We start from the raw sequence: 18,789 nt of genomic DNA, 5'->3' as shown, positions 1-18,789 counted from the left end.
GCGACCAATGATTTCCGATGAAAAGCGCGCGCGCCTGAATGAACGACAGTTCTTCGGGCGGCGCAAAGGCCCCGGCCTTAGCCCCCGGCAGCAGGGGTTGATCGACGATCTTTATCCAAAGATTGGCCTTTCCAAGCCGGAAAAGCGCCCCGGAGCACTGGACCCGAAAGCGCTGTTTGGTCCCCAATTCTCTCGCTTCGCCCTCGAGATCGGCTTTGGCAAGGGGGAGCATCTGGCGCATCAGGCGATCCGTCAGCCCGATACCGGTTTTTTTGGGTGCGAGCCTTATATCAACGGGCTGGTGGGTTTTCTTGATACGGTGGCGCGGGAAGGTCTGGGCAATGTGCGGGTCTATGATGATGATGCCCGCGATTTGATCGATGCCTTGCCCGATGGATCTTTGGACATGGTGTATTTGTTACATCCCGATCCTTGGCATAAGCGCCGCCATGCAAAGCGCCGATTCGTCAATCCCCATAATCTGGATGCTTTGGCCCGTATTCTTCGGCGGGGCGGAGAATTGCGCATAGTTACCGATGATCCGGTATATCGCCAATGGACGGCCATGCGCATGAGCCAGCGGTCCGATTTTGACTGGCTGGCGGAAAGCCCGAAGGATTGGCGAACGGCACCGGATGACTGGCTTTTTACCCGCTATGCCTTGAAGGCAGACCGTGAAGGCCGCTGGGATTGTTATTTTCGTTATCGCAGGCTCTGAATTGGGCGTGATTTGTGGTAAAAGGGGGGCGGCGATAGACATAGCTTCCGGGCTTGTGTGTTGCCATGCACTGTGTATATATAGTCCTGCTCTCCCAGACATACGGGATCGATGTTGAGGAGTGGGCCGCGGCCCACTTTTTTTGTTTATGTAACGGGTTTTCACCAGAAAGACAGCGAGCCGGATGATGGATGCGGCAGAGAAAGTCAGGGCAATCATTGAGCCCACCGCCGAAGCAATGGGCTTCGAATTGGTGCGCGTCAGCTTTGGCGGCGATCAACGGCCGAAATTGCAGGTGATGGCTGAACGGCCTGATGGCACCATGTCGGTTGATGATTGTGCGGATCTTAGCCATGAGATTTCTGCGCTTCTTGACGTTGAAGATCCGATTTCCGGTGAATATGTGCTTGAGGTGAGCTCGCCAGGTGTCGATCGGCCCCTGACCCGCCGTAAGGATTTTGAACGGTGGGCCGGATTCGAGGCCAAGATTGAACTGGGAGAAGCCGTTGATGGTCAGCGCCGTTTTCGCGGACGACTATTGGGGCTTGAAGCGGATAAGATTAAGGTCCGGGTCGATGGCAAAGACTGTCTCTTGCCGGTGGATCAGGTCCAGAAGGCAAAACTCGTCTTGACGGACGATTTATTGGAGGCGGCGCGCCAGCAAGCGTCGTTCGACTGAGGAAAGTGGGCTTAGCGGCCCTTTGTGAGGAGCGAGAAGAGCATGGCAGCGGCCGTCAGTGCCAATCGGCTTGAACTGTTGCAGATCGCGGATGCGGCTGCACGGGAAAAAATGATCGATCGGGAAATCGTCCTTGAGGCGATGGAAGAGGCGATCCAGAAAGCCGCCCGCTCGCGCTATGGCGCGGAAAACGAGATCAGAGCACAGATCGACCGCAAAAGCGGCGAGATTCGGCTCTTTCGCGTGATGGAGGTGGTGGAAGAGGTGGAAAACCCGGCCACCCAGGTTTCTCTCGTGGATGCTCGGCATGATAAGGAAGACGCCGCCATTGGCGATTTTCTGGCCGATAGCTTGCCGCCCATCGATTATAGCCGCATCGGGGCGCAAACCGCCAAACAGGTGATCGTGCAAAAAGTGCGCGATGCCGAACGTGATCGCCAATATGAAGAATATAAGGATCGCATTGGTGAGGTTGTGACCGGTGTGATCAAGCGCGTCGAATATGGCAATGCCATTGTGGATCTGGGTCGTGCGGAAGCATTATGCGCCGCGATCAGGTGATCCCCCGTGAACATTTGCGGCAAAACGAGCGTATTCGCGGCATTATCTATGATGTGCGTCGGGAAACCCGTGGACCGCAAATTTTCATGTCGCGTACCAAGCCGGAATTCATGGCATCGCTGTTTGCGCAGGAGGTGCCGGAAATCTACGACAATATCATCGAGATCAAGGCGGTCGCCCGCGATCCGGGAAGCCGCGCGAAAATCGCTGTTTTGTCGAACGACAATTCCATCGATCCGGTGGGGGCCTGTGTGGGGATGCGCGGCAGCCGCGTTCAGGCGGTGGTGAATGAACTGCAAGGCGAAAAGATCGATATCATTCCGTGGCAGGATGATCAGGCCAGCTTTATCGTCAATGCCTTGGCCCCTGCTGAAGTGGCGAAGGTGGTGATGGATGAAGACAGCCGCCGCATCGAAGTGGTGGTCCCGGACGATCAACTGAGCCTTGCCATTGGTCGCCGTGGCCAGAATGTGCGTCTGGCATCGCAATTGACCGGCTGGACCATCGATATCATGACCGAGCAGGAAGAAAGCGAGCGGCGCCAGGAAGAGTTTGCGCAACAGACCCGCTTTTTTGTTGAAGCCCTTGATGTTGATGAAACCCTTGCCCAATTGTTGGTGGCGGAAGGGTTTAGCGATCTCGAAGAAGTGGCCTATGTGGAGCCGGATGAATTGGCGGCCATTGAAGGGTTCGATGAAGATTTGGTGGGCGAGCTGCAAAAACGCGCACAAGATGCTTTGGATGCAAAATTGGCGGAAGCCGATGAAAAGCGCAAAGCTCTGGGTGTGTCGGATGAATTGGCGGCCCTTGATGGTCTGACATCCTTGATGCTGGTTTCTTTGGGTGAGGCGGATGTGAAATCCCTTGAGGATTTTGCAGGCTTCACTCCGGAAGAGCTGGTTTCGGACCGGGATGCGCCTTTGAAAACATCTGGTCTGGACCCGTTGGAGGCCCAAGGTTTGATCATGCGCGCACGCCGTCTTGCGGGCTGGATCGAGGATGAGCCGGAAACGGACACCGAGATGGAAGCAGACGGTGAAGCGAGTGGTGAGGCTGAAGGGAGCGCGGAACAGGCGTGACTTTGGACAAGTCGGAGAGGTCGGGCAAACGGCGATCGGAGCCGGAGCGTCGCTGTGTTTTGAGCGGCGACACCGGGTCCAAAGAAACAATGATCCGTTTTGTTATGGCCCCCGATGGTCATTTGGTTCCGGATCTGGCGGAATCGCTGCCCGGTCGTGGGGTCTGGATCAAGGCTGACCGTGCCGCTTTCGAAGAAGGGCTTTTAAGGCGGCGGTTTATCGGCGGGGTGGCGCGGTCTTTGAAGCAATCGGTAACGCCGGATATGGTGGATGCCGATTTGCCGGATCGGATCGATCGCTTGCTGGTGAATCGTGTTACGGGTCGGCTTGGCCTTGAAAAACGTGCCGGACGGTTGGTAACGGGCTTTGAAAAGGTGCGGGCCAAAGTGACATCGGGTCGGGCGCGTATTTTGATTGAAGCGACCGACGGAGCGCCGGATGGTCGACGTAAATTGCGTGCAGCAGCCGGTGAAGCTGTTGCGATTGTTGCTCTTTTAAGCCGGGACCAATTGGGTTTGGCGCTAGGGGGCGAGAATGTGGTACACGCTGCCATTATGGCTGGCGGAGGGGCGGATCGCCTCTTGTGTGAGATGAACAGACTGGCTTTGTGGCGTGGTCAGTCACTGTTCGGAGCCTTGCCCGATATGCGGGCCGAGGGTGTTCGAGCGCCGGAATGACGGATCACGGGGGCAGTCCTCGTGTATAGATCGAAGAGAGAATATGAGCGACGACAACAAATTGAGCCTTTCTGGACGTGGCACGCTCGGTGTCGGCAAGGGACCTGATTCAGGTCAAGTGCGGCAAAACTTTTCCCATGGCCGTTCCAAGCCCGTTGTCGTAGAGCGGCGCCGCAAGCGTGTGCTGAAGAAAGCGGGCGGCACCGAAGCCGCATCGACGACGGCGCAGCCTACGACGGAAAAGCCTGCTCAAAAACCGGTGTCGCCGCCGCAAAAGCAACAGCAGCGTCAAGCGCGTCCCACGACATCCAAGACCAAGCGGTCTTCCGGGCAGGATTCCGGGGCTTTGACCAATCAGGAATTGGAAGTACGCAAGCGCGCGCTGGCCAGCCTTGATGAAGAGCGCAAACGCGCTGAAGCCGAGCGCCTTCGGGTGGAAGAAGAGGCGAAGAAACGCGCTGAAGAAGAACGGCGCCGTAAAGCGGAAGAAGAAGCCTTGCGCGAAGCGGCTGAAGCCGCTCGCCGCGCGGAGGCGGAAAAAGCCGGTGCTGTTGCTGCTGAGAAGGCGGCTGCCCCAAAAGGTGAGCTGACCAAGGCGGAAGAGCAAGCCAAACGGTTGGCCGAACAGGCAGCCAAACGCGCGGCTGAAGATAAAATTCGCAAAAAAGCCGAAGCCGAAGCCCGCAAAAAAGCGGAAGAAGAAGCTCAGGCGCGCGAGGAAAGCACCAAAAAGGCGGAAGCGAAGAAACCTGCCAGCAAGCGCCGCGAAACCAAGCCGGAAGAGGAGGGCGACAAACGCAGCCGGGGTCGACGCACCCGCGGCGGCGGTGACAGTCGCCGTTCTGGCAAGCTTACCGTCAATCGTGCTTTTGATAGCGATGGCGAGCAAGAGCGTCGTCGGTCGATGGCGGCTTTCCGCCGGGCACAGGCCAAGCGCCGCGGTGGTCAATCCATCAAGGACCAAGAAAAGAAGGTCCGTGAAGTGGTGATCCCGGAGGTTATCACAGTTCAGGAATTGGCAAATCGTATGGCGGAAAAAGCTACCGATGCCATTCGTGTGCTGATGAAAATGGGTATGATGGTCACCATCAATGAAAATCTCGATCAGGATACCGCCGAACTGGTGGTAGCGGAATTGGGGCATTTGCCAAAACGCGTGTCGGAAGCGGATGTGGAAATCGGCCTTGTAGGCGAGGAAGATAATTTGGAAGATATGCAGGCTCGTCCGCCGGTTGTGACGATCATGGGCCATGTGGACCATGGGAAAACATCCTTGCTGGATGCCTTGCGCGAAACCGATGTGGCGTCGGGCGAAGCCGGGGGAATTACCCAGCATATCGGCGCTTATCAGGTGACCCTGTCTTCGGGTGAGCGAATCACTTTCCTTGATACGCCGGGCCATGAAGCCTTTACCCAGATGCGGGCCCGTGGGGCGCGTGTAACGGATCTGGTGGTGATCGTGGTAGCGGCGGATGATGGCATCATGCCGCAAACCATCGAGGCCATCAATCATGCCAAGGCGGCCAATGTGCCGATGATCATTGCCATCAACAAAATGGATGCGCCGGGGGCCAGTGCCGATCGTGTGCGTCAGGAATTGCTACAGCATGATGTGCAGGTTGAAGCCATGGGCGGCGACGTTCTGGATGTGGAGGTTTCGGCGCTGAAGCGGCAGAATCTCGACAAGCTGGAAGAAGCCATCCTGTTGCAATCGGAAGTGCTGGAGTTGAAGGCCAATCCCAACCGCGCCGCAGAAGGTGTGGTGGTGGAAGCCAAGCTGGAAAAAGGCCGTGGTCCGGTGGCGACCCTTCTTGTGGCACGAGGAACCTGCGGGTTGGTGACATTGTGGTTGCCGGGGCCGAATGGGGGAAAGTGCGAGCCATGGTGGACGAACGGGGCCGCCAGTTGGACGAGGCTGCGCCGGCACGCCCTGTGGAAATCCTTGGTCTGAACGGGGCGCCCTCTGCCGGTGATGATTTCTCGGTGGTGGATAGCGAAGCCCGGGCCCGTGATGTGTCGCAATATCGCCAGCAACAGCAGCGCAAACGGCGTCAGTTCACGACTCCCACCAGCATCGAAGGCATGTTCTCTCAGTTGAAAGAGAAGAAGGCCGAAGAATTCCCGGTGGTGATTCGCGGCGATGTGCAAGGCACAGTGGAAGCGATTGTGCAGTCATTGGCGAAAATCGGCGGCGAGGATATCAAAGCGCGGATTTTGCATGCGGCGGCTGGCGGCATCACCGAAACCGATGTCACTTTGGCCAATGCGTCCAATGCCTTGATCATCGGCTTTAATGTGCGGGCCAACAAGCAGGCCCGCGAGGCTGCCGAACGCGATGGCGTGCCGATCAAATATTATTCCGTGATCTATGATCTGGTGGATGAAGTGAAAGCGGCTATGGCCGGTCAGCTTGGTCCGGCGATCGAAGAAACGGCCTTGGGGATGGCGGAAGTGCGCGATGTGTTCTCTGCCGGCAAGTCTGGCAAGGCCGCGGGCTGTCTGGTCACCGAAGGGGTGATCCGCCGCAATGCCAAGGCGCGTTTGCTGCGGGACAATGTGGTGATTTATACCGGGCGCTTGTCTTCTCTGCGTCGTTTCAAAGACGATGTGGACGAGGTGCAGTCCGGCGTGGAATGCGGTATGGCGTTCGAGAATTACCAAGATATGCGGCCCGGCGATCAGGTCGAAGCCTTTGAAACCCGTGAAGTCGAGCGCAAGCTCTGACGAGGAGAGCAAGCATGGGTGCGCGTGAAGGCGGGCGCAATGTGCGCCTCTTGCGTGTGGCGGAAACCATCCGCCATGCGCTCTCGGCAACCTTGAGCCGGGGTGACATTGCTGATCCCGATGTGGCGGGCCATTTGGTCACCGTGTCGGCGGTGGAATGTAGCCTGATCTGCGTCATGCGGATGTGTTCGTGGTGCCTTTGATGGGCGCTGATGCAGAGGCGGTGCTGAAAGGCTTGAGCCGTGCGGCTCCGCATTTTCGTGGGCTTTTGGCACGACAACTGACCCTGAAATATTTGCCGCAGCTTCATTTCAAGCTGGATGAAAGCTTTGGCGAGGGGGACCGCATCGAAACGATTTTGCGCTCCGATAAGGTTCGCCGGGATCTTGATCAGGCGGATACCCTTGATGACGGGAATGACGAGGACGCACCTGCATGACCGCCCGAACAGGCCGGAAACGGCGGGGGCGTGATATTCATGGCTGGATCATTCTCGATAAACCTCTGCAAATGACTTCGTCTCAGGCGGTGGGAAAAATACGCTGGCTGCTGGATGCCAAAAAAGCGGGCCATGCGGGCACGCTGGACCCGTTGGCCAGCGGCATTCTACCCATCGGATTGGGTGAAGCCACCAAGGCCATGCCTTATATCGTCGATTCCACAAAGGATTATGCCTTCACCATCGGTTGGGGCGAAGCCCGCAGCACCGATGATTGTGAAGGGGATGTGGTGGCCCGCAGCGATGTGATCCCCACAGCGGACGCTATTGAAGCCGCCCTTCCCGCTTTTATCGGCACCATCGATCAGGTGCCGCCCGCCTATTCCGCCATCAAGGTTGCGGGGAAGCGGGCTTATGATCTGGCCCGGTCCGGTGCAGATGTGACTTTGGCGGCTCGATCGGTGACGATTCATGCCCTGCGCTATTTGGGGGCGGAAGAGGGTGGCCAAAAAGGCCGCTTTGTCATGACCTGCGGCAAGGGCACCTATGTGCGCTCTTTAGCGCGGGATTTGGCCCATCGTTTGGGGACAGTAGGCCATGTGACGGCCTTGCGGCGGACCCGGGTGGGGCCATTCAATGAAGAGGCTGCAATTTCGCTGGAAAATCTCGCAAAAGTCGGGCAGAGTGCGCCCGTCGAAGCGAATGTGCTTCCCGTAACGACCGCGCTGGACGACATCCCGGCGCTGGCCGTCACGGATCAGGAGGCTGACCGTATTAAGCAAGGTCAATGTCTCCGGCATCCCTCCGCCAAGGAAGGCATACAGGTTCTTATGTGCGGCGAGCGCCCTGTGGCAATCGCTGACTGTACGAACGGTGTGTTGAAATCCTTGCGGGTTTTTAATCTCTAATGATGGAGTATATCGATGTCGATCACTGCCGAGCGCAAGCAAGAGCTGATCAAAGACTACGCACAGGCCGAAAGCGACACAGGGTCACCTGAAGTTCAGGTCGCTATTCTGACCGAACGCATTTCTAACCTGACCGGGCATTTCAAAACCCACGCCAAGGACAATCATTCCCGCCGTGGTTTGCTGAAAATGGTCAATCAGCGTCGTCGTTTGCTCGATTATCTCAAGCGTAAGGATCAGAACCGGTATACGGCTCTGATCAAACGTTTGGGACTGCGCAAATAAGAACGTTTTGGAGCCGGGTTTACGATTGCCCGGCTCTTTTTTTAAGATCCGATGGACCATGTCCGTCGGCGCGGGGCCTGCCGAAATCCGTCGGCGGGTGTGCGCGTAAAACACAATGGAATGGGCGGGCCGGGTGCCTGCCGGGGTGTGGTGGAAGGCCATCGGCCCCAGGACCGTATGGAAGCAAGAATGTTCGAAATCTATCGCAAGACCATCGATTGGGGCGGACGTCCCCTTACTCTTGAGACGGGCCGCATTGCCCGTCAGGCCGATGGCGCAGTTGTCGCCACCTATGGCGAAACGACGGTATTGTGTACCGTTGTGGCGGCGAAGCAAGCCGATCCGGGGCGGGATTTCTTTCCGCTGACCGTGAATTATCAGGAAAAAACATATGCTGCCGGCAAGATCCCCGGCGGCTTCTTCAAGCGCGAAGGCCGTCCTTCTGAAAAAGAGACGTTGACCTCGCGCTTGATCGACCGTCCCATCCGCCCGTTGTTCCCTGCGGAATTCCGCAATGACACACAGGTGATCTGCACCGTTTTGAGCCACGACATGGAAAACGACCCCGATGTGGTTGCCATGGTTGGGGCGTCTGCGGCGCTGACCCTGTCGGGTATTCCGTTCTTTGGCCCCATTGGCGGCGCACGCGTCGGCTATAAGGATGGCGCCTATCTGCTTAATCCGGTTCCCGATGATCTGGCGGATAGCAGCCTCGATCTGGTTGTTGCCGGAACGCAGGATGCGGTTTTGATGGTGGAATCGGAGGCCAAGGAACTGGACGAAGCGGTGATGTTGGGGGCCGTGATGTTCGGCCATCAGCAGATGCAGCCGGTGATCGATGCCATCATTGCCTTGGCGGAAGAAGCGGCGAAAGAACCGTGGGATCTGCCCGAAAAGCCCGACAATTCGGCTTTGGAAGCCAAAGTGGGTGAATTGGCCCGCGCCGGTCTGGAAGCGGCTTATGCCATCACCGAAAAGCAAGAACGCCGCGCCAAGATCGATGCGGTGAAGGCGGCTGTGAAAGAGGCTTTGGCCGATGATGCCGAAGCTCTTGATAAGGTGGGGGATATCCTCAAATCGATGGAAAAGACCATCGTGCGCGGCAATATCATTGCAGGCAAGCCCCGCATCGATGGCCGTGCCCTTGATCAGGTGCGGCCCATCGTTTCCGAAGTGGGCGTTCTGCCCCGTGCCCATGGCTCTGCCCTGTTCACCCGCGGTGAAACGCAGGCTTTGGCGGTGACCACCCTTGGTACGGGCGATGATGAGCAGCTGATCGATGCATTGGAAGGCTCTTATCGTGAGCATTTCATGCTGCACTATAATTTCCCGCCCTATAGCGTTGGCGAAACCGGCCGCGTTGGTTTCACCGGTCGTCGGGAAGTGGGTCATGGAAAGTTGGCATGGCGCGCCTTGAAGGCGGTTCTGCCGTCGAAAGAGTCTTTCCCCTACACCATCCGTATCGTTTCGGAAGTGACTGAATCGAACGGCTCGTCTTCCATGGCGACGGTGTGCGGTTCGTCTCTGTCGATGATGGATGCCGGCGTGCCGTTGGTGCGTCCCGTGTCCGGCATTGCCATGGGTCTGATCAAGGAAGGCGATAAGTTCGCCGTTCTCTCGGACATTCTGGGTGATGAAGATCATTTGGGCGATATGGATTTCAAGGTGGCCGGAACCGAGCAGGGGATTACCTCCTTGCAGATGGACATCAAGATTGCCGGGATCACCGAAGAGATCATGGAAAAAGCGCTTGCTCAGGCCAGCGGTGGCCGTGCCCATATTCTGGGTGAAATGAACAAGGCGTTGACCGGTGCCCGCACCGAGCTTTCCGTCAATGCGCCGCGCATTGAAACCATGCAGATCAACAAGGAAAAAATCCGCGAAGTGATCGGTACGGGCGGCAAGGTGATCCGTGAAATCGTCGAAACCACCGGCGCGAAGGTGGATATCGAAGACGATGGTTCGATCAAGGTTTCCAGCTCGGATCCCGAAGCAATCAAGAAAGCCGTTGCCTGGATTGAAGGCATTGTGGCCGAACCGGAACTGGGTCGTATTTACGATGGCAAGGTTGTCCGCATCATGGACTTCGGCGCGTTCGTGAACTTCATCGGGAACCGTGATGGTCTGGTGCATATTTCAGAACTGGCCGATCATCGGGTTGATAAAGTCACCGACATCGTCAAAGAAGGCGATCAGGTGAAGGTGAAGGTGCTTGATATTGATGATCGTGGTAAAGTGCGGTTGTCCATGCGCCTTGTAAATCAAGAAACCGGCGAAGAGCTGGAAGATACACGGCCCGCGAAGGGCGGCAAAAATCGGGACTGATCGTCTTTCCCGATAGCAATAAAAAAGGCGCCGGGATGGTTTTTGACCGTCTCGGCGTTTGTATTTTCCATCAGATTTTGTTTAAGTCAAAGCTGCGTGTTTGTCTGTTTGGAGATGTATTGTGAAGGCACTGAATGCAATCCGCCTTGGCGGCAAAGAACTTCTTCCCTTGATCGAAGGAGGGAAAGGTATTGCTGTCACCAGCGGAGCTTCGTCCGGGCCGTGGGCGGCGGCGGGCGGTGTTGGCACGGTGTCGGCTGTCAATGCGGATTCCTATGATGAAAACGGGCAAATTATCCCGCAGATATATTATGGCCGCACCCGCCGCGAACGCCATGAAGAGCTGGTGCGCTATGCCATTGATGGCGGTGTTGAACAGGTGCGCCGTGCCTATGAAACATCGCGGGGCCTTGGGGCGATCAATATCAATGTCTTATGGGAAATGGGCGGCGCACAAAGGGTGTTGCAAGGCGTGTTGGAAAAAACGCGCGAGCTTGTACACGGCGTGACATGCGGCGCGGGCATGCCTTATAAGCTGGCGGAAATTTGTGCGGGCTATGGGGTGCATTATTATCCTATCGTTTCTTCGGGGCGGGCCTTTCGCGCCTTGTGGAAGCGCGCCTATAACAAGTTTTCCGGTTATCTGGGCGCTGTGGTTTATGAAGATCCGTGGCGGGCGGGCGGTCATAACGGCCTGTCCAATTCCGAAGATCCGAACATCCCGGAAGATCCCTATCCGCGCGTGGTGCAACTGCGCCAGACAATGCGTGATGCGGGCTGCCCCGAGGTGCCGATCATCATGGCGGGCGGCGTGTGGTTTTTGCGCGAATGGCAAGATTGGGTGGACAATCCCGAACTTGGCCCTATCGCCTTCCAGTTTGGCACCCGACCTTTGGTGACGCGGGAAAGCCCGATTCCCGAAAAATGGAAGCGTATGCTGATGACGTTGAAAGACGGCGATGTGCTGCTTCACAAATTTTCGCCCACCGGCTTTTATTCTTCAGCCATTAAAAACCGCTTCTTGAATGCGCTGGTGGGGCGCAGCAATCGTCAGATTGCGTATTCCACGCAGAATGTGGGCGAACATGACACGCTGTTGACCGATGGCTCACGGCGCAAATTTTATGTGACAAAGTCTGATGAACAACAGGCGCAGGCATGGATTGCCCAAGGGTTTACCGAAGCGATGAAAACCCCGGACAATACCTTGGTGTTTGTGACCACCGAATGTCGTGATGAAATCCGTAAGGATCAGGCGGATTGCATGGGGTGTCTGTCGCAATGTCAATTTTCCAACTGGGCGGATAACGAGAAAAACTCGACGGGCCGGAAAACCGACCCCAGAAGTTTCTGTATCCAGAAAACTTTGCAAGATGTTGCCCATGGCAAAAGCCTGGAGGACAATCTGGTCTTTGCTGGACATAATGCCTATCGCTTTGCCGAAGATCCCTTTTATTCAAATGGGTTTGTGCCAACGGTGAAACAGCTTGTGGACCGGATTCTGACGGGGGACTGACCGGAGCCGGAATTGTATTTTTAATGAATTAAACAGTATCATCTTGTAAATAGATAGTTAACAGGTCATTCTGTTTCTATAACCCTGCAGGCAAGGGAGACGTAGAGATGATATTTCCAGAAGGACTGACACAAAGTCAGGCTGTCAGGCCCTATGCTGCGAGTTTGAACTTGTTGCGTGATGCCGGATTACGGCCAACGCGCCAAAGGCTGTCTTTGGCCAAACTGCTGTTCAGCTCCGGTGAAGCTCGCCATGTGACGGCAGAGAAACTTCATGAAGAGGCATTGGCCGATGGTGTCAAAGTCTCTTTGGCAACGGTTTACAATACTCTGCATCAGTTTACCGAAGCAGGACTTTTGAATGAATTGGTGATCGATTCCTCGCGCATTTATTTCGACACCAATACCGATTCGCACCATCATTTCTATAATTGTGCCACCGGTGCGCTTTATGATGTGCCCAAGGAAGATGTGGTGGTATCGCATTTGCCGCAACCCCCGAAAGGGGCGCGTATGGCCGGGGTGCATGTGGTGATGTATATCGACGAATAGGCCGGAGTCGCGGTTCGGGCAGCTATTCAATCACTTCATCGCGGTAAGTGCCCCAAATGGCCGTGCGGTTTATCCATGCCGTGCGGCCAGCCAAAGATACCCGGCACCATTGGGGCAGGCAGCGGTCCAATGATACAATCACCCCCGATTCCGCTCGCATGATTTCTGTGCTGGTGGGCCGGGGTTTTCCATAAAGGCTGCGGGTGCCGCCGGTTACCAAAGCGGTGCGGGCACCAGATAGCAGAGCCGAATGCATCCAGCCTTGGGTGCCGTCTTTATCGCGCACCCGCCGCCAATTTCCATATTCTGCGGTAATTTCAAGCGGTAAGGTGCGGCGGATATAGGTCCATAGAATGGGATATTGCTCGCCCGGTCCGGTGCGCATATTCGCTTCTCCCGAAGCCAATGAGACAAAGCGCGGCAAAGGCAAGCCAGAGGCACCGGGCAATCTTTCTCCGGCATCGATCATTTGTGCCCATCCCTGGCTTATGGGGACGGTGGTCGCCAATATCAAAAAGCAGGAGAAGAAAAATCTGCGGATCACCGTTTTGGTTCCCTTTTGGCAACATATATGGACGGGGCGAATTTAACCGTCCGGTTTGGGGGGTCAAGTATCTGTTCATAGCATGATAGTCTTGTTGATACTTTGAAAGCGGGCGCGCGATCTGCTAGGGAAAACCACAGAGGAAATTTGGAGAGCTTCCCGCACGCCTTTTTTGATCTCTGCACTTCTTCTATCCGTACCGACATGGCAATTGAAGGATCGACCGCTGATGAGCGAGGCTCAAAAGACATCCAAACCCCGCGTTATTGTGAGCAGGCGCTTGCCCGAACCCATTGAAACGCGCATGGCCGAGTTATTCGATGTACGGCTCAATACCGATGATCAACCCATGAGCGCGGCGCAATTGATCGAAGCGGTGGGCGAGGCGGATGTGTTGGTCCCCACGGTGACAGATAAAATCGATGCCGCGATTCTTGCCCATGCAGGCCCGCAGCTGAAGCTCATCGCCAATTTTGGCAATGGGGTGGATCATATCGATCTGGCCAGCGCCCGCCAGCGCGGCATCACCGTCACCAATACGCCGGGGGTGCTAACGGAAGATACCGCCGATATGACCATGGCGCTGATCTTGGCGGTGCCGCGCCGCCTGGTGGAAGGGGTGCGCTTGCTGGAAAGTGGTGAATGGGAGGGTTGGTCGCCCACCGGGTTGCTGGGTCGCAGGCTGTGGGGCAAGCGGCTGGGGATTATCGGAATGGGCCGGATCGGTCAGGCGGTGGCCCGTCGCGCCCGGGCTTTTGGCATGCAGATCCATTATCACAATCGCCGCCGCCTGCCGCAGCAAGTGGAACAGGATCTGGAAGCCACATGGTGGGAAAGCCTTGACCAGATGTTGGCCCGCGCGGATGTGATTTCCATCCACTGCCCCCACACGCCGGCGACATTTCATCTATTGTCGGCGCGGCGATTGAAACAGCTTCGGCCCCATGCCTATGTGGTGAATACGGCGCGCGGCGAAGTGGTGGATGAAAATGCCCTGTTGCGGATGCTGGAAGCGGGCGAATTGGCCGGAGCAGGTTTGGATGTGTATGAACACGAACCGGCGGTCAATCCGAAATTGTTGGCGCTCAATACCGTGGTGGCCTTGCCGCATATGGGATCGGCAACGCATGAAGCGCGGGTTGATATGGGTGAAAAGGTGCTGATCAATATCAAAACCTTTGCCGATGGCCATGCACCGCCTGATCGGGTGTTGGGGGAGTGGCTTTAAGACCCGGCCTCTGAGACTTTGGCCAAGATGCCATTCTGGCCCGTCTTGTCGGCTTCTCCGGCCCATTCGGCGATCACCGCCGGATCGGCTTCGGTGGGAAGATGTTGTGCCCGCAGGGCGGCCAACCGGTCGGGCGTGGCCAGTTGATGCACCGCCCAGACGGCCATGGCCCGCACCAGCGGGGATTTGTCGTGAAGCCGGGCCTCCACCACGGACAATAGCGTGGGATCGGCGCTGTTGCCCAAGGCAATCATCACATTGCGCACAAAGCGGTTGCGTCCGGTGCGTTTGATGGGCGATCCGGCAAAGACGGTGCGAAAGTCCGCGTCATCCAGTGCGGCCAGATCGGCCAGATCGGGGGCCGCCAATTCGGTACGCGGAAGAAACGCCACATCCTTGGTTTTCTGTGCAAATTTATTCCACGGACAAATGGCAAGGCAATCGTCACAGCCATAGATGCGGTTGCCCATGGCTTTGCGGAATTCGCGGGCAATATGGCCTTTATATTCGATGGTGAGATAGGAAATGCACCGCCGCGCATCCAGTTGATATGGCGCGGGGAATGCCTTGGTGGGGCAAATATCAAGGCAACGGCGGCACGACCCACAATGATCGCCGGGGCTTTGATCGGGGTTTAGGTCGAGCGTGGTGAACAAGGCTCCCAAAAACAACCAGCTGCCATAATCGGGCGAAACCAGATTGGTGTGCTTGCCTTGCCAACCAAGGCCCGCCGCTTCGGCCAAGGGCTTTTCCATCACCGGGGCAGTATCCACAAACAGCTTTACTTGCGCTTTGTGTTTGTCCACCACCCACCGCGCCAATTGGCGCAGGCGCCCCTTGATCAGATCATGATAATCCTTGTTGCGGGCATAAACCGATAACGTGCCTTTTTGGCGCCAGTCGAGTTGTTGCAACGGATTCTGGGCGGGTCCGTAATTCAGGCCCAGCATAATCACGGATTGCACATCGGGCCATAAAGCTTTGGGATGGCGGCGGCGGTCGGCTTTGTCGGCCATCCAGCCCATCTCTCCATGGCGGCCCAATTCCAGATAACGATCCAGCCGCAGCCCTGCCTCTGCCACAGCATTGGGATCAGCGATGCCCACCGCATCAAAGCCAAGCCCAAGGGCGTATTCGCGCAGGCTATCTTCCAAAGGAAGAGGGGGGGGAGAGGCGCTCAAAAATCGGGCCTTTCATAATGTTTGGGTGGGATAAGGCCGGGAATACGATCTTTCAGCAACAGCCGCACAGAGCGCCTTGATTTCACCCGCATATACCATTCTCGCGCGTTTTGGTGGCGGTCCCATGGCACATCGGAAAAATAATCGGCAATGGAAATCTGGGCGGCGCAGGCGGCATCGGCTAGGCTGAACTGCGGTCCGGCCAGATAATTGCGGCGTTCGGTCAGGAAATCCAGATAATCCATATGGATTTTCAAATTATGATGCGCCGAACGGATGGCTCCACTGTCCGGCTCCCCCATGCGTAAAAAGCGCTTCATCAGCTTTTCCGTTATCAGATGGGTCGTTACCTCTGTCTGATATTTGCCCATGAACCAGCTTGTCAGTCGGCGTACCTCGGCCCGTGCCTTGGGATCTTCACCGATCAGGGGGGGGCTGGGGTTGGATTCATCAAGATATTCGCAAATGGCCATGGCATCGCAAAAGACAGTTTTGTCTTCCACCAGAACAGGCACCGTGCCCGCCGGGTTAAGGCGCAGAAATTCGGGCCGCCGCTCCCATGGCTTTTCCAGCCGCAAATGGGTTTCCAGCTTTTTTTCTGCCAGTACGATTCGCGTCAAAAGCGATCCGGCCTCAAGCCAGCTATGATACAACACCCGCATCATCGGTCCGTCTCATGTTGCACAGCCATAAACATCAAGGATTGCACCAGCCCTACCATATTGTAATGTCAGACGCTCACGATCTTGTACGCTCTGTTTTCAGGAGACACTATGGCCCCCATTGTTGAATTATCCAATGTCCACAAGCGTTTTGGCGATCATATTGCAGTTGAAAATGTCTCGATGCAGGTGGAACCGGGGCAGGTATACGGTTTTCTCGGGCCCAATGGGGCGGGAAAAACCACCAGCATTCGAATCATGTTGGGCATTATCGACCCTGATCGCGGCACCAGACAGATTTTGGGCGCGCAATCTGCGCTCTCTGTATCGCACCGCGTTGGATATTTGCCGGAAGAGCGTGGCCTTTACAAGAATATGTCGGCGCAAAATGTGATTGCCTATCTGGGGCAATTGAAGGGCATGGACGGGGTCAGTGCAAAGCGGCGCGCTGGAGAACTTTTAGAGCGTTATGGGCTTGCGGATGCGGCAAAAAAGCGCGTCAAGCAATTGTCCAAAGGCATGGCGCAAAAGGTGCAGGTCTTGTCCACCATGGTCCATGACCCCGATCTTCTGGTGTTGGATGAGCCATTTTCCGGCCTTGATCCGGTCAATCAGCAGGTGTTGGAAGACCTGTTGGCGGATATGAAACAGGCTGGGAAAACCATTATTTTCTCCACCCATGTGATGCAGCATGCGGAACGCTTATGCGACCGAATCGGGCTGGTTGCCCATGGTCGCGATGTGTTCAATGGCACCGTAGGGGAGGCAAAGCGCTTGTTGGCTCCGCGCATTTTGCTGCGCACTAAAGATGACATTGTGGCCTTGCACGAGCTGGAAGCGGTGCGCGGTGTAACCCGGATTTCCGAAGAGAATGGAGTGATGGAATGGGAAATCGTCACCCAAGGCAGGGTGAGCACCGAAGAGCTGGTGGGGCGCTGTATGGAACATCGCATCGAAATTGCGCATTTCTCGATGATTGAGCCCAGCCTGCATGAGGTGTTCGTCCATCTGGTGGGCGGGGAAAAGGCTGTAGACGGTCAAAATGTCTCAAAAGAGCGGGGAGACGCCAAATGATTCGGGGAATTTCGCTTGTTGCACGCCATGAATTTGTGGAGACGGTGCGGACCAAAAGTTTTCTCATTTCCCTTGTGCTGATCCCGCTATTGATGTCTGCAGGCATGTTTGTGCCGCAATGGTTGTCTTCGCACACCAGTGTCACCCGCAATGTGGCTATTGTGGATCTGACAGAAGAGGCGCGTTATGGCGATATGCTGGCGCAGGAGATCAAGCGTGATTATGCGCGAAATGCGCTGACAGAGATCACCTCTTATGCCCGCGCCTATGCGTTTCCGGAGTTTAAAACCGATCAGGGACTTGATCCTGAAAAAGTGCCCCCCTTGCTATTGAAACGCCGCAGTGATTTTACAGATGCCGATGCCGATGCGTTTTTGAACAATGGCGGGCTTGTCTGGGCCATGAGCATCGCCGCTCCGTTTGTAAAGCCCGGGTCGCCGCCACCGGTTCTGGAGCCTGAAACTCTGCGTCTGGTGGATGTGCCTGACGATCTGGCAAAAGCGGATCTCAGGGGAGCACCAGCGGATCATTTACGGCCATGGCTTATTGGCGAACAGAGTGTGACTGTTCCCGGCAGTGACAAGCCGGAAACATTGACCGCTGTGGTGCTGATCCAGCCTGATGCTGCGCCTGCACAGCCCGGAAGCTTATCTGCCCTTGGCTATGCGGAACCCGGGCAAAGCGTGCAGATCTGGAGCAATGGTGCCCTTCCGGAAAGCCTCGTAATGCGTTTGCCAAGGGCTGTGGATACGGTGTTTCAAAAGACGGCACTTGTGGCCTATGCCGGAGATCCAGAGGTTCTGGAGCGGATGGATTATCGTGCACCCATTCGGGAGCTGGATATTTCCGCCAAGGATGGTCGGGAATTGACGGCGGCGGACATGATCGCCCGGATTTTGCCGCGTGCTTTATCGGTGGTGCTGATTTATTTTCTCTATATCAATATGTTCATGTTGATGAACAACACCATGGAAGAAAAATCCAGCCGCATCATCGAGGTGTTGGTCAGTTCTGTCACGCCCAACCAGTTGCTGATCGGCAAGCTTTTAGGCTCGTCTTTGGTGGCGCTGACCATGTTTGCCTTTTCGGTGGGAATGTTCCTTGCGGTGATCATGTTGGCGGGTGGGAGCAACTTTGTGGAATTCGCGGGAATTTTGCTGGACGTGTTTTCCAAACAGCCCATTCTTCCGGCGTTGTTTGTTTATTTTGTCCTTGGTTATTTCCTGTTTGCGGGCATCTTTCTCACCTTGGGAGCATTTTGCGAAACATCGCGGGACGTGCAGAATATGTCCACGCCCATGGTGCTTGTGATGATGGTGGTCCCCTTTGTGGTTTGGGCTGTTGCCGATGACCCAAATGGGTCCGGCGCGCAGTTATTGTCATGGATGCCGTTCTTTGGGCCGTTCATGATGATGGCGCGGGCCACGTCCGAGCCGCCAATGCTTGATATTGTCGGCTCTGTACTGGTGCAGCTTTTAACCATTGCCGTGCTGCTGTGGGCATCGGGCAAGATTTTCCGCATCGCCGTTTTGTCCAGTGGCAAGCCAAAATTCGGCCAGCTTATCAAATTGGTGCGCCAAGGGGGATAGGACGGCCTCTTTCCAATCATGCAAAAAGGGCAGCTCAAAGCTGCCCTTT

The 18,789-nt window shown here is 56.1% G+C and carries 16 protein-coding genes and 2 pseudogenes; 15 read left to right on the top strand and 3 right to left on the bottom strand.

The genetic code is table 11. The annotated features are described in order from the left end of the window. Positions 1 to 7 precede the first annotated feature (7 nt). The 12 genes and pseudogenes from trmB to irrA all read left to right on the top strand — a co-directional run bounded on the left by trmB (position 8) and on the right by irrA (position 12,462). Entirely contained in the window at positions 8 to 718 is a 711-nt protein-coding gene (trmB, locus tag JCM17844_RS04795; protein WP_150000168.1) for a tRNA (guanine(46)-N(7))-methyltransferase TrmB, read from the top strand. A gap of 184 nt (positions 719 to 902) precedes the next feature. Next, entirely contained in the window at positions 903 to 1,397 is a 495-nt protein-coding gene (gene rimP / locus JCM17844_RS04790; protein WP_210431387.1) for a ribosome maturation factor RimP, read from the top strand. Between the two features lie 42 nt (positions 1,398 to 1,439). After that, positions 1,440 to 3,037 (top strand): annotated as a pseudogene (gene nusA, locus JCM17844_RS04785) (transcription termination factor NusA). Beyond that, positions 3,034 to 3,714: an RNA-binding protein gene (locus JCM17844_RS04780; protein ID WP_149999917.1), complete on the top strand. Its 681-nt coding sequence runs from the start codon at positions 3,034 to 3,036 to the stop codon at positions 3,712 to 3,714. Before nusA ends, JCM17844_RS04780 begins: the two are co-directional and overlap by 4 nt. Before the next feature lie 43 nt (positions 3,715 to 3,757). After that, positions 3,758 to 6,438, top strand: a pseudogene (gene infB, locus JCM17844_RS04775) (translation initiation factor IF-2). A 14-nt stretch (positions 6,439 to 6,452) separates the two neighbouring features. After that, a complete protein-coding gene (locus JCM17844_RS14445; RefSeq protein ID WP_210431382.1) occupies positions 6,453 to 6,641 on the top strand; it encodes a ribosome-binding factor A in 189 nt (62 codons plus the stop codon). Then, positions 6,641 to 6,877, top strand: coding sequence for a ribosome-binding factor A (locus tag JCM17844_RS14440; RefSeq protein WP_210431381.1), 237 nt, complete (start codon positions 6,641 to 6,643; stop codon positions 6,875 to 6,877). The genes JCM17844_RS14445 and JCM17844_RS14440 overlap by 1 nt, the downstream gene beginning before the upstream one ends. Then, positions 6,874 to 7,785: a tRNA pseudouridine(55) synthase TruB gene (gene truB / locus JCM17844_RS04765; protein WP_149999916.1), complete on the top strand. Its 912-nt coding sequence runs from the start codon at positions 6,874 to 6,876 to the stop codon at positions 7,783 to 7,785. The genes JCM17844_RS14440 and truB overlap by 4 nt, the downstream gene beginning before the upstream one ends. A 15-nt stretch (positions 7,786 to 7,800) precedes the next feature. Next, positions 7,801 to 8,070, top strand: a complete 270-nt coding sequence (rpsO, locus tag JCM17844_RS04760; protein WP_149999915.1) for a 30S ribosomal protein S15 — start codon at positions 7,801 to 7,803, stop codon at positions 8,068 to 8,070. A 189-nt stretch (positions 8,071 to 8,259) separates the two neighbouring features. Further along, on the top strand, positions 8,260 to 10,395 hold the full coding sequence (gene pnp, locus JCM17844_RS04755) for a polyribonucleotide nucleotidyltransferase (RefSeq protein ID WP_149999914.1): 2,136 nt from the start codon (positions 8,260 to 8,262) through the stop codon (positions 10,393 to 10,395). Positions 10,396 to 10,513: 118 nt separating this feature from the next. Continuing rightward, complete coding sequence (locus JCM17844_RS04750; protein WP_150000166.1) at positions 10,514 to 11,911, top strand: NAD(P)H-dependent flavin oxidoreductase; 1,398 nt, start codon at positions 10,514 to 10,516, stop codon at positions 11,909 to 11,911. Between the two features lie 107 nt (positions 11,912 to 12,018). After that, positions 12,019 to 12,462 carry an iron response transcriptional regulator IrrA gene (gene irrA / locus JCM17844_RS04745; protein ID WP_149999913.1) on the top strand — a complete coding sequence of 148 codons (444 nt, stop codon included), beginning with the start codon at positions 12,019 to 12,021 and terminating at the stop codon, positions 12,460 to 12,462. 22 nt (positions 12,463 to 12,484) lie between these two features. Here the strand turns inward: irrA and JCM17844_RS04740 are convergent, their stop codons facing one another. Continuing rightward, positions 12,485 to 12,931, bottom strand: coding sequence for an SH3 domain-containing protein (locus JCM17844_RS04740; RefSeq protein WP_149999912.1), 447 nt, complete (start codon positions 12,929 to 12,931; stop codon positions 12,485 to 12,487). Positions 12,932 to 13,235: 304 nt separating this feature from the next. Between JCM17844_RS04740 and JCM17844_RS04735 the strand changes: the two genes are divergently transcribed. Further along, entirely contained in the window at positions 13,236 to 14,234 is a 999-nt protein-coding gene (locus JCM17844_RS04735; protein WP_149999911.1) for a 2-hydroxyacid dehydrogenase, read from the top strand. Here JCM17844_RS04735 and queG read toward each other — a convergent pair. Together queG and JCM17844_RS04725 are read right to left on the bottom strand one after the other, a co-directional pair. Next, entirely contained in the window at positions 14,231 to 15,415 is a 1,185-nt protein-coding gene (gene queG, locus JCM17844_RS04730; RefSeq protein WP_210431379.1) for a tRNA epoxyqueuosine(34) reductase QueG, read from the bottom strand. The two genes, JCM17844_RS04735 and queG, sit on opposite strands and share 4 nt — an antisense overlap. Next, complete coding sequence (locus tag JCM17844_RS04725; RefSeq protein ID WP_210431378.1) at positions 15,412 to 16,080, bottom strand: glutathione S-transferase family protein; 669 nt, start codon at positions 16,078 to 16,080, stop codon at positions 15,412 to 15,414. The genes queG and JCM17844_RS04725 overlap by 4 nt, the downstream gene beginning before the upstream one ends. Before the next feature lie 108 nt (positions 16,081 to 16,188). On the opposite strand from JCM17844_RS04725, the gene JCM17844_RS04720 reads away from it, so the two are divergent. Next, the gene (locus tag JCM17844_RS04720; RefSeq protein ID WP_149999910.1) at positions 16,189 to 17,151 is read left to right on the top strand and encodes an ABC transporter ATP-binding protein; all 963 of its coding nucleotides are present in this window, start codon (positions 16,189 to 16,191) and stop codon (positions 17,149 to 17,151) included. Then, entirely contained in the window at positions 17,148 to 18,740 is a 1,593-nt protein-coding gene (locus JCM17844_RS04715; protein WP_149999909.1) for an ABC transporter permease, read from the top strand. The genes JCM17844_RS04720 and JCM17844_RS04715 overlap by 4 nt, the downstream gene beginning before the upstream one ends. Positions 18,741 to 18,789 lie beyond the last annotated feature (49 nt).

The organism is Iodidimonas gelatinilytica, from assembly GCF_008579125.1.
Taxonomy (GTDB): domain Bacteria; phylum Pseudomonadota; class Alphaproteobacteria; order Sphingomonadales; family Rhodothalassiaceae; genus Iodidimonas; species Iodidimonas muriae.
The sequence above is the reverse complement of the archived record's forward strand: the minus strand, read 5'-3'. Positions and strand labels throughout refer to the sequence as shown.

Bases quoted from the DNA above. Each gene is read 5' to 3' on its own strand.
- trmB (WP_150000168.1), top strand. From the start codon at position 8: ATGATTTCCGATGAAAAGCGCGCGCGCCTGAATGAACGACAGTTCTTC.
- rimP (WP_210431387.1), top strand. From the start codon at position 903: ATGATGGATGCGGCAGAGAAAGTCAGGGCAATCATTGAGCCCACCGCC.
- JCM17844_RS14445 (WP_210431382.1), top strand. From the start codon at position 6,453: ATGGGTGCGCGTGAAGGCGGGCGCAATGTGCGCCTCTTGCGTGTGGCG.
- JCM17844_RS14440 (WP_210431381.1), top strand. From the start codon at position 6,641: ATGGGCGCTGATGCAGAGGCGGTGCTGAAAGGCTTGAGCCGTGCGGCT.
- truB (WP_149999916.1), top strand. From the start codon at position 6,874: ATGACCGCCCGAACAGGCCGGAAACGGCGGGGGCGTGATATTCATGGC.
- rpsO (WP_149999915.1), top strand. From the start codon at position 7,801: ATGTCGATCACTGCCGAGCGCAAGCAAGAGCTGATCAAAGACTACGCA.
- pnp (WP_149999914.1), top strand. From the start codon at position 8,260: ATGTTCGAAATCTATCGCAAGACCATCGATTGGGGCGGACGTCCCCTT.
- irrA (WP_149999913.1), top strand. From the start codon at position 12,019: ATGATATTTCCAGAAGGACTGACACAAAGTCAGGCTGTCAGGCCCTAT.
- JCM17844_RS04740 (WP_149999912.1), bottom strand. From the start codon at position 12,931: ATGATCGATGCCGGAGAAAGATTGCCCGGTGCCTCTGGCTTGCCTTTG.
- JCM17844_RS04735 (WP_149999911.1), top strand. From the start codon at position 13,236: ATGAGCGAGGCTCAAAAGACATCCAAACCCCGCGTTATTGTGAGCAGG.
- JCM17844_RS04725 (WP_210431378.1), bottom strand. From the start codon at position 16,080: ATGATGCGGGTGTTGTATCATAGCTGGCTTGAGGCCGGATCGCTTTTG.
- JCM17844_RS04720 (WP_149999910.1), top strand. From the start codon at position 16,189: ATGGCCCCCATTGTTGAATTATCCAATGTCCACAAGCGTTTTGGCGAT.
- JCM17844_RS04715 (WP_149999909.1), top strand. From the start codon at position 17,148: ATGATTCGGGGAATTTCGCTTGTTGCACGCCATGAATTTGTGGAGACG.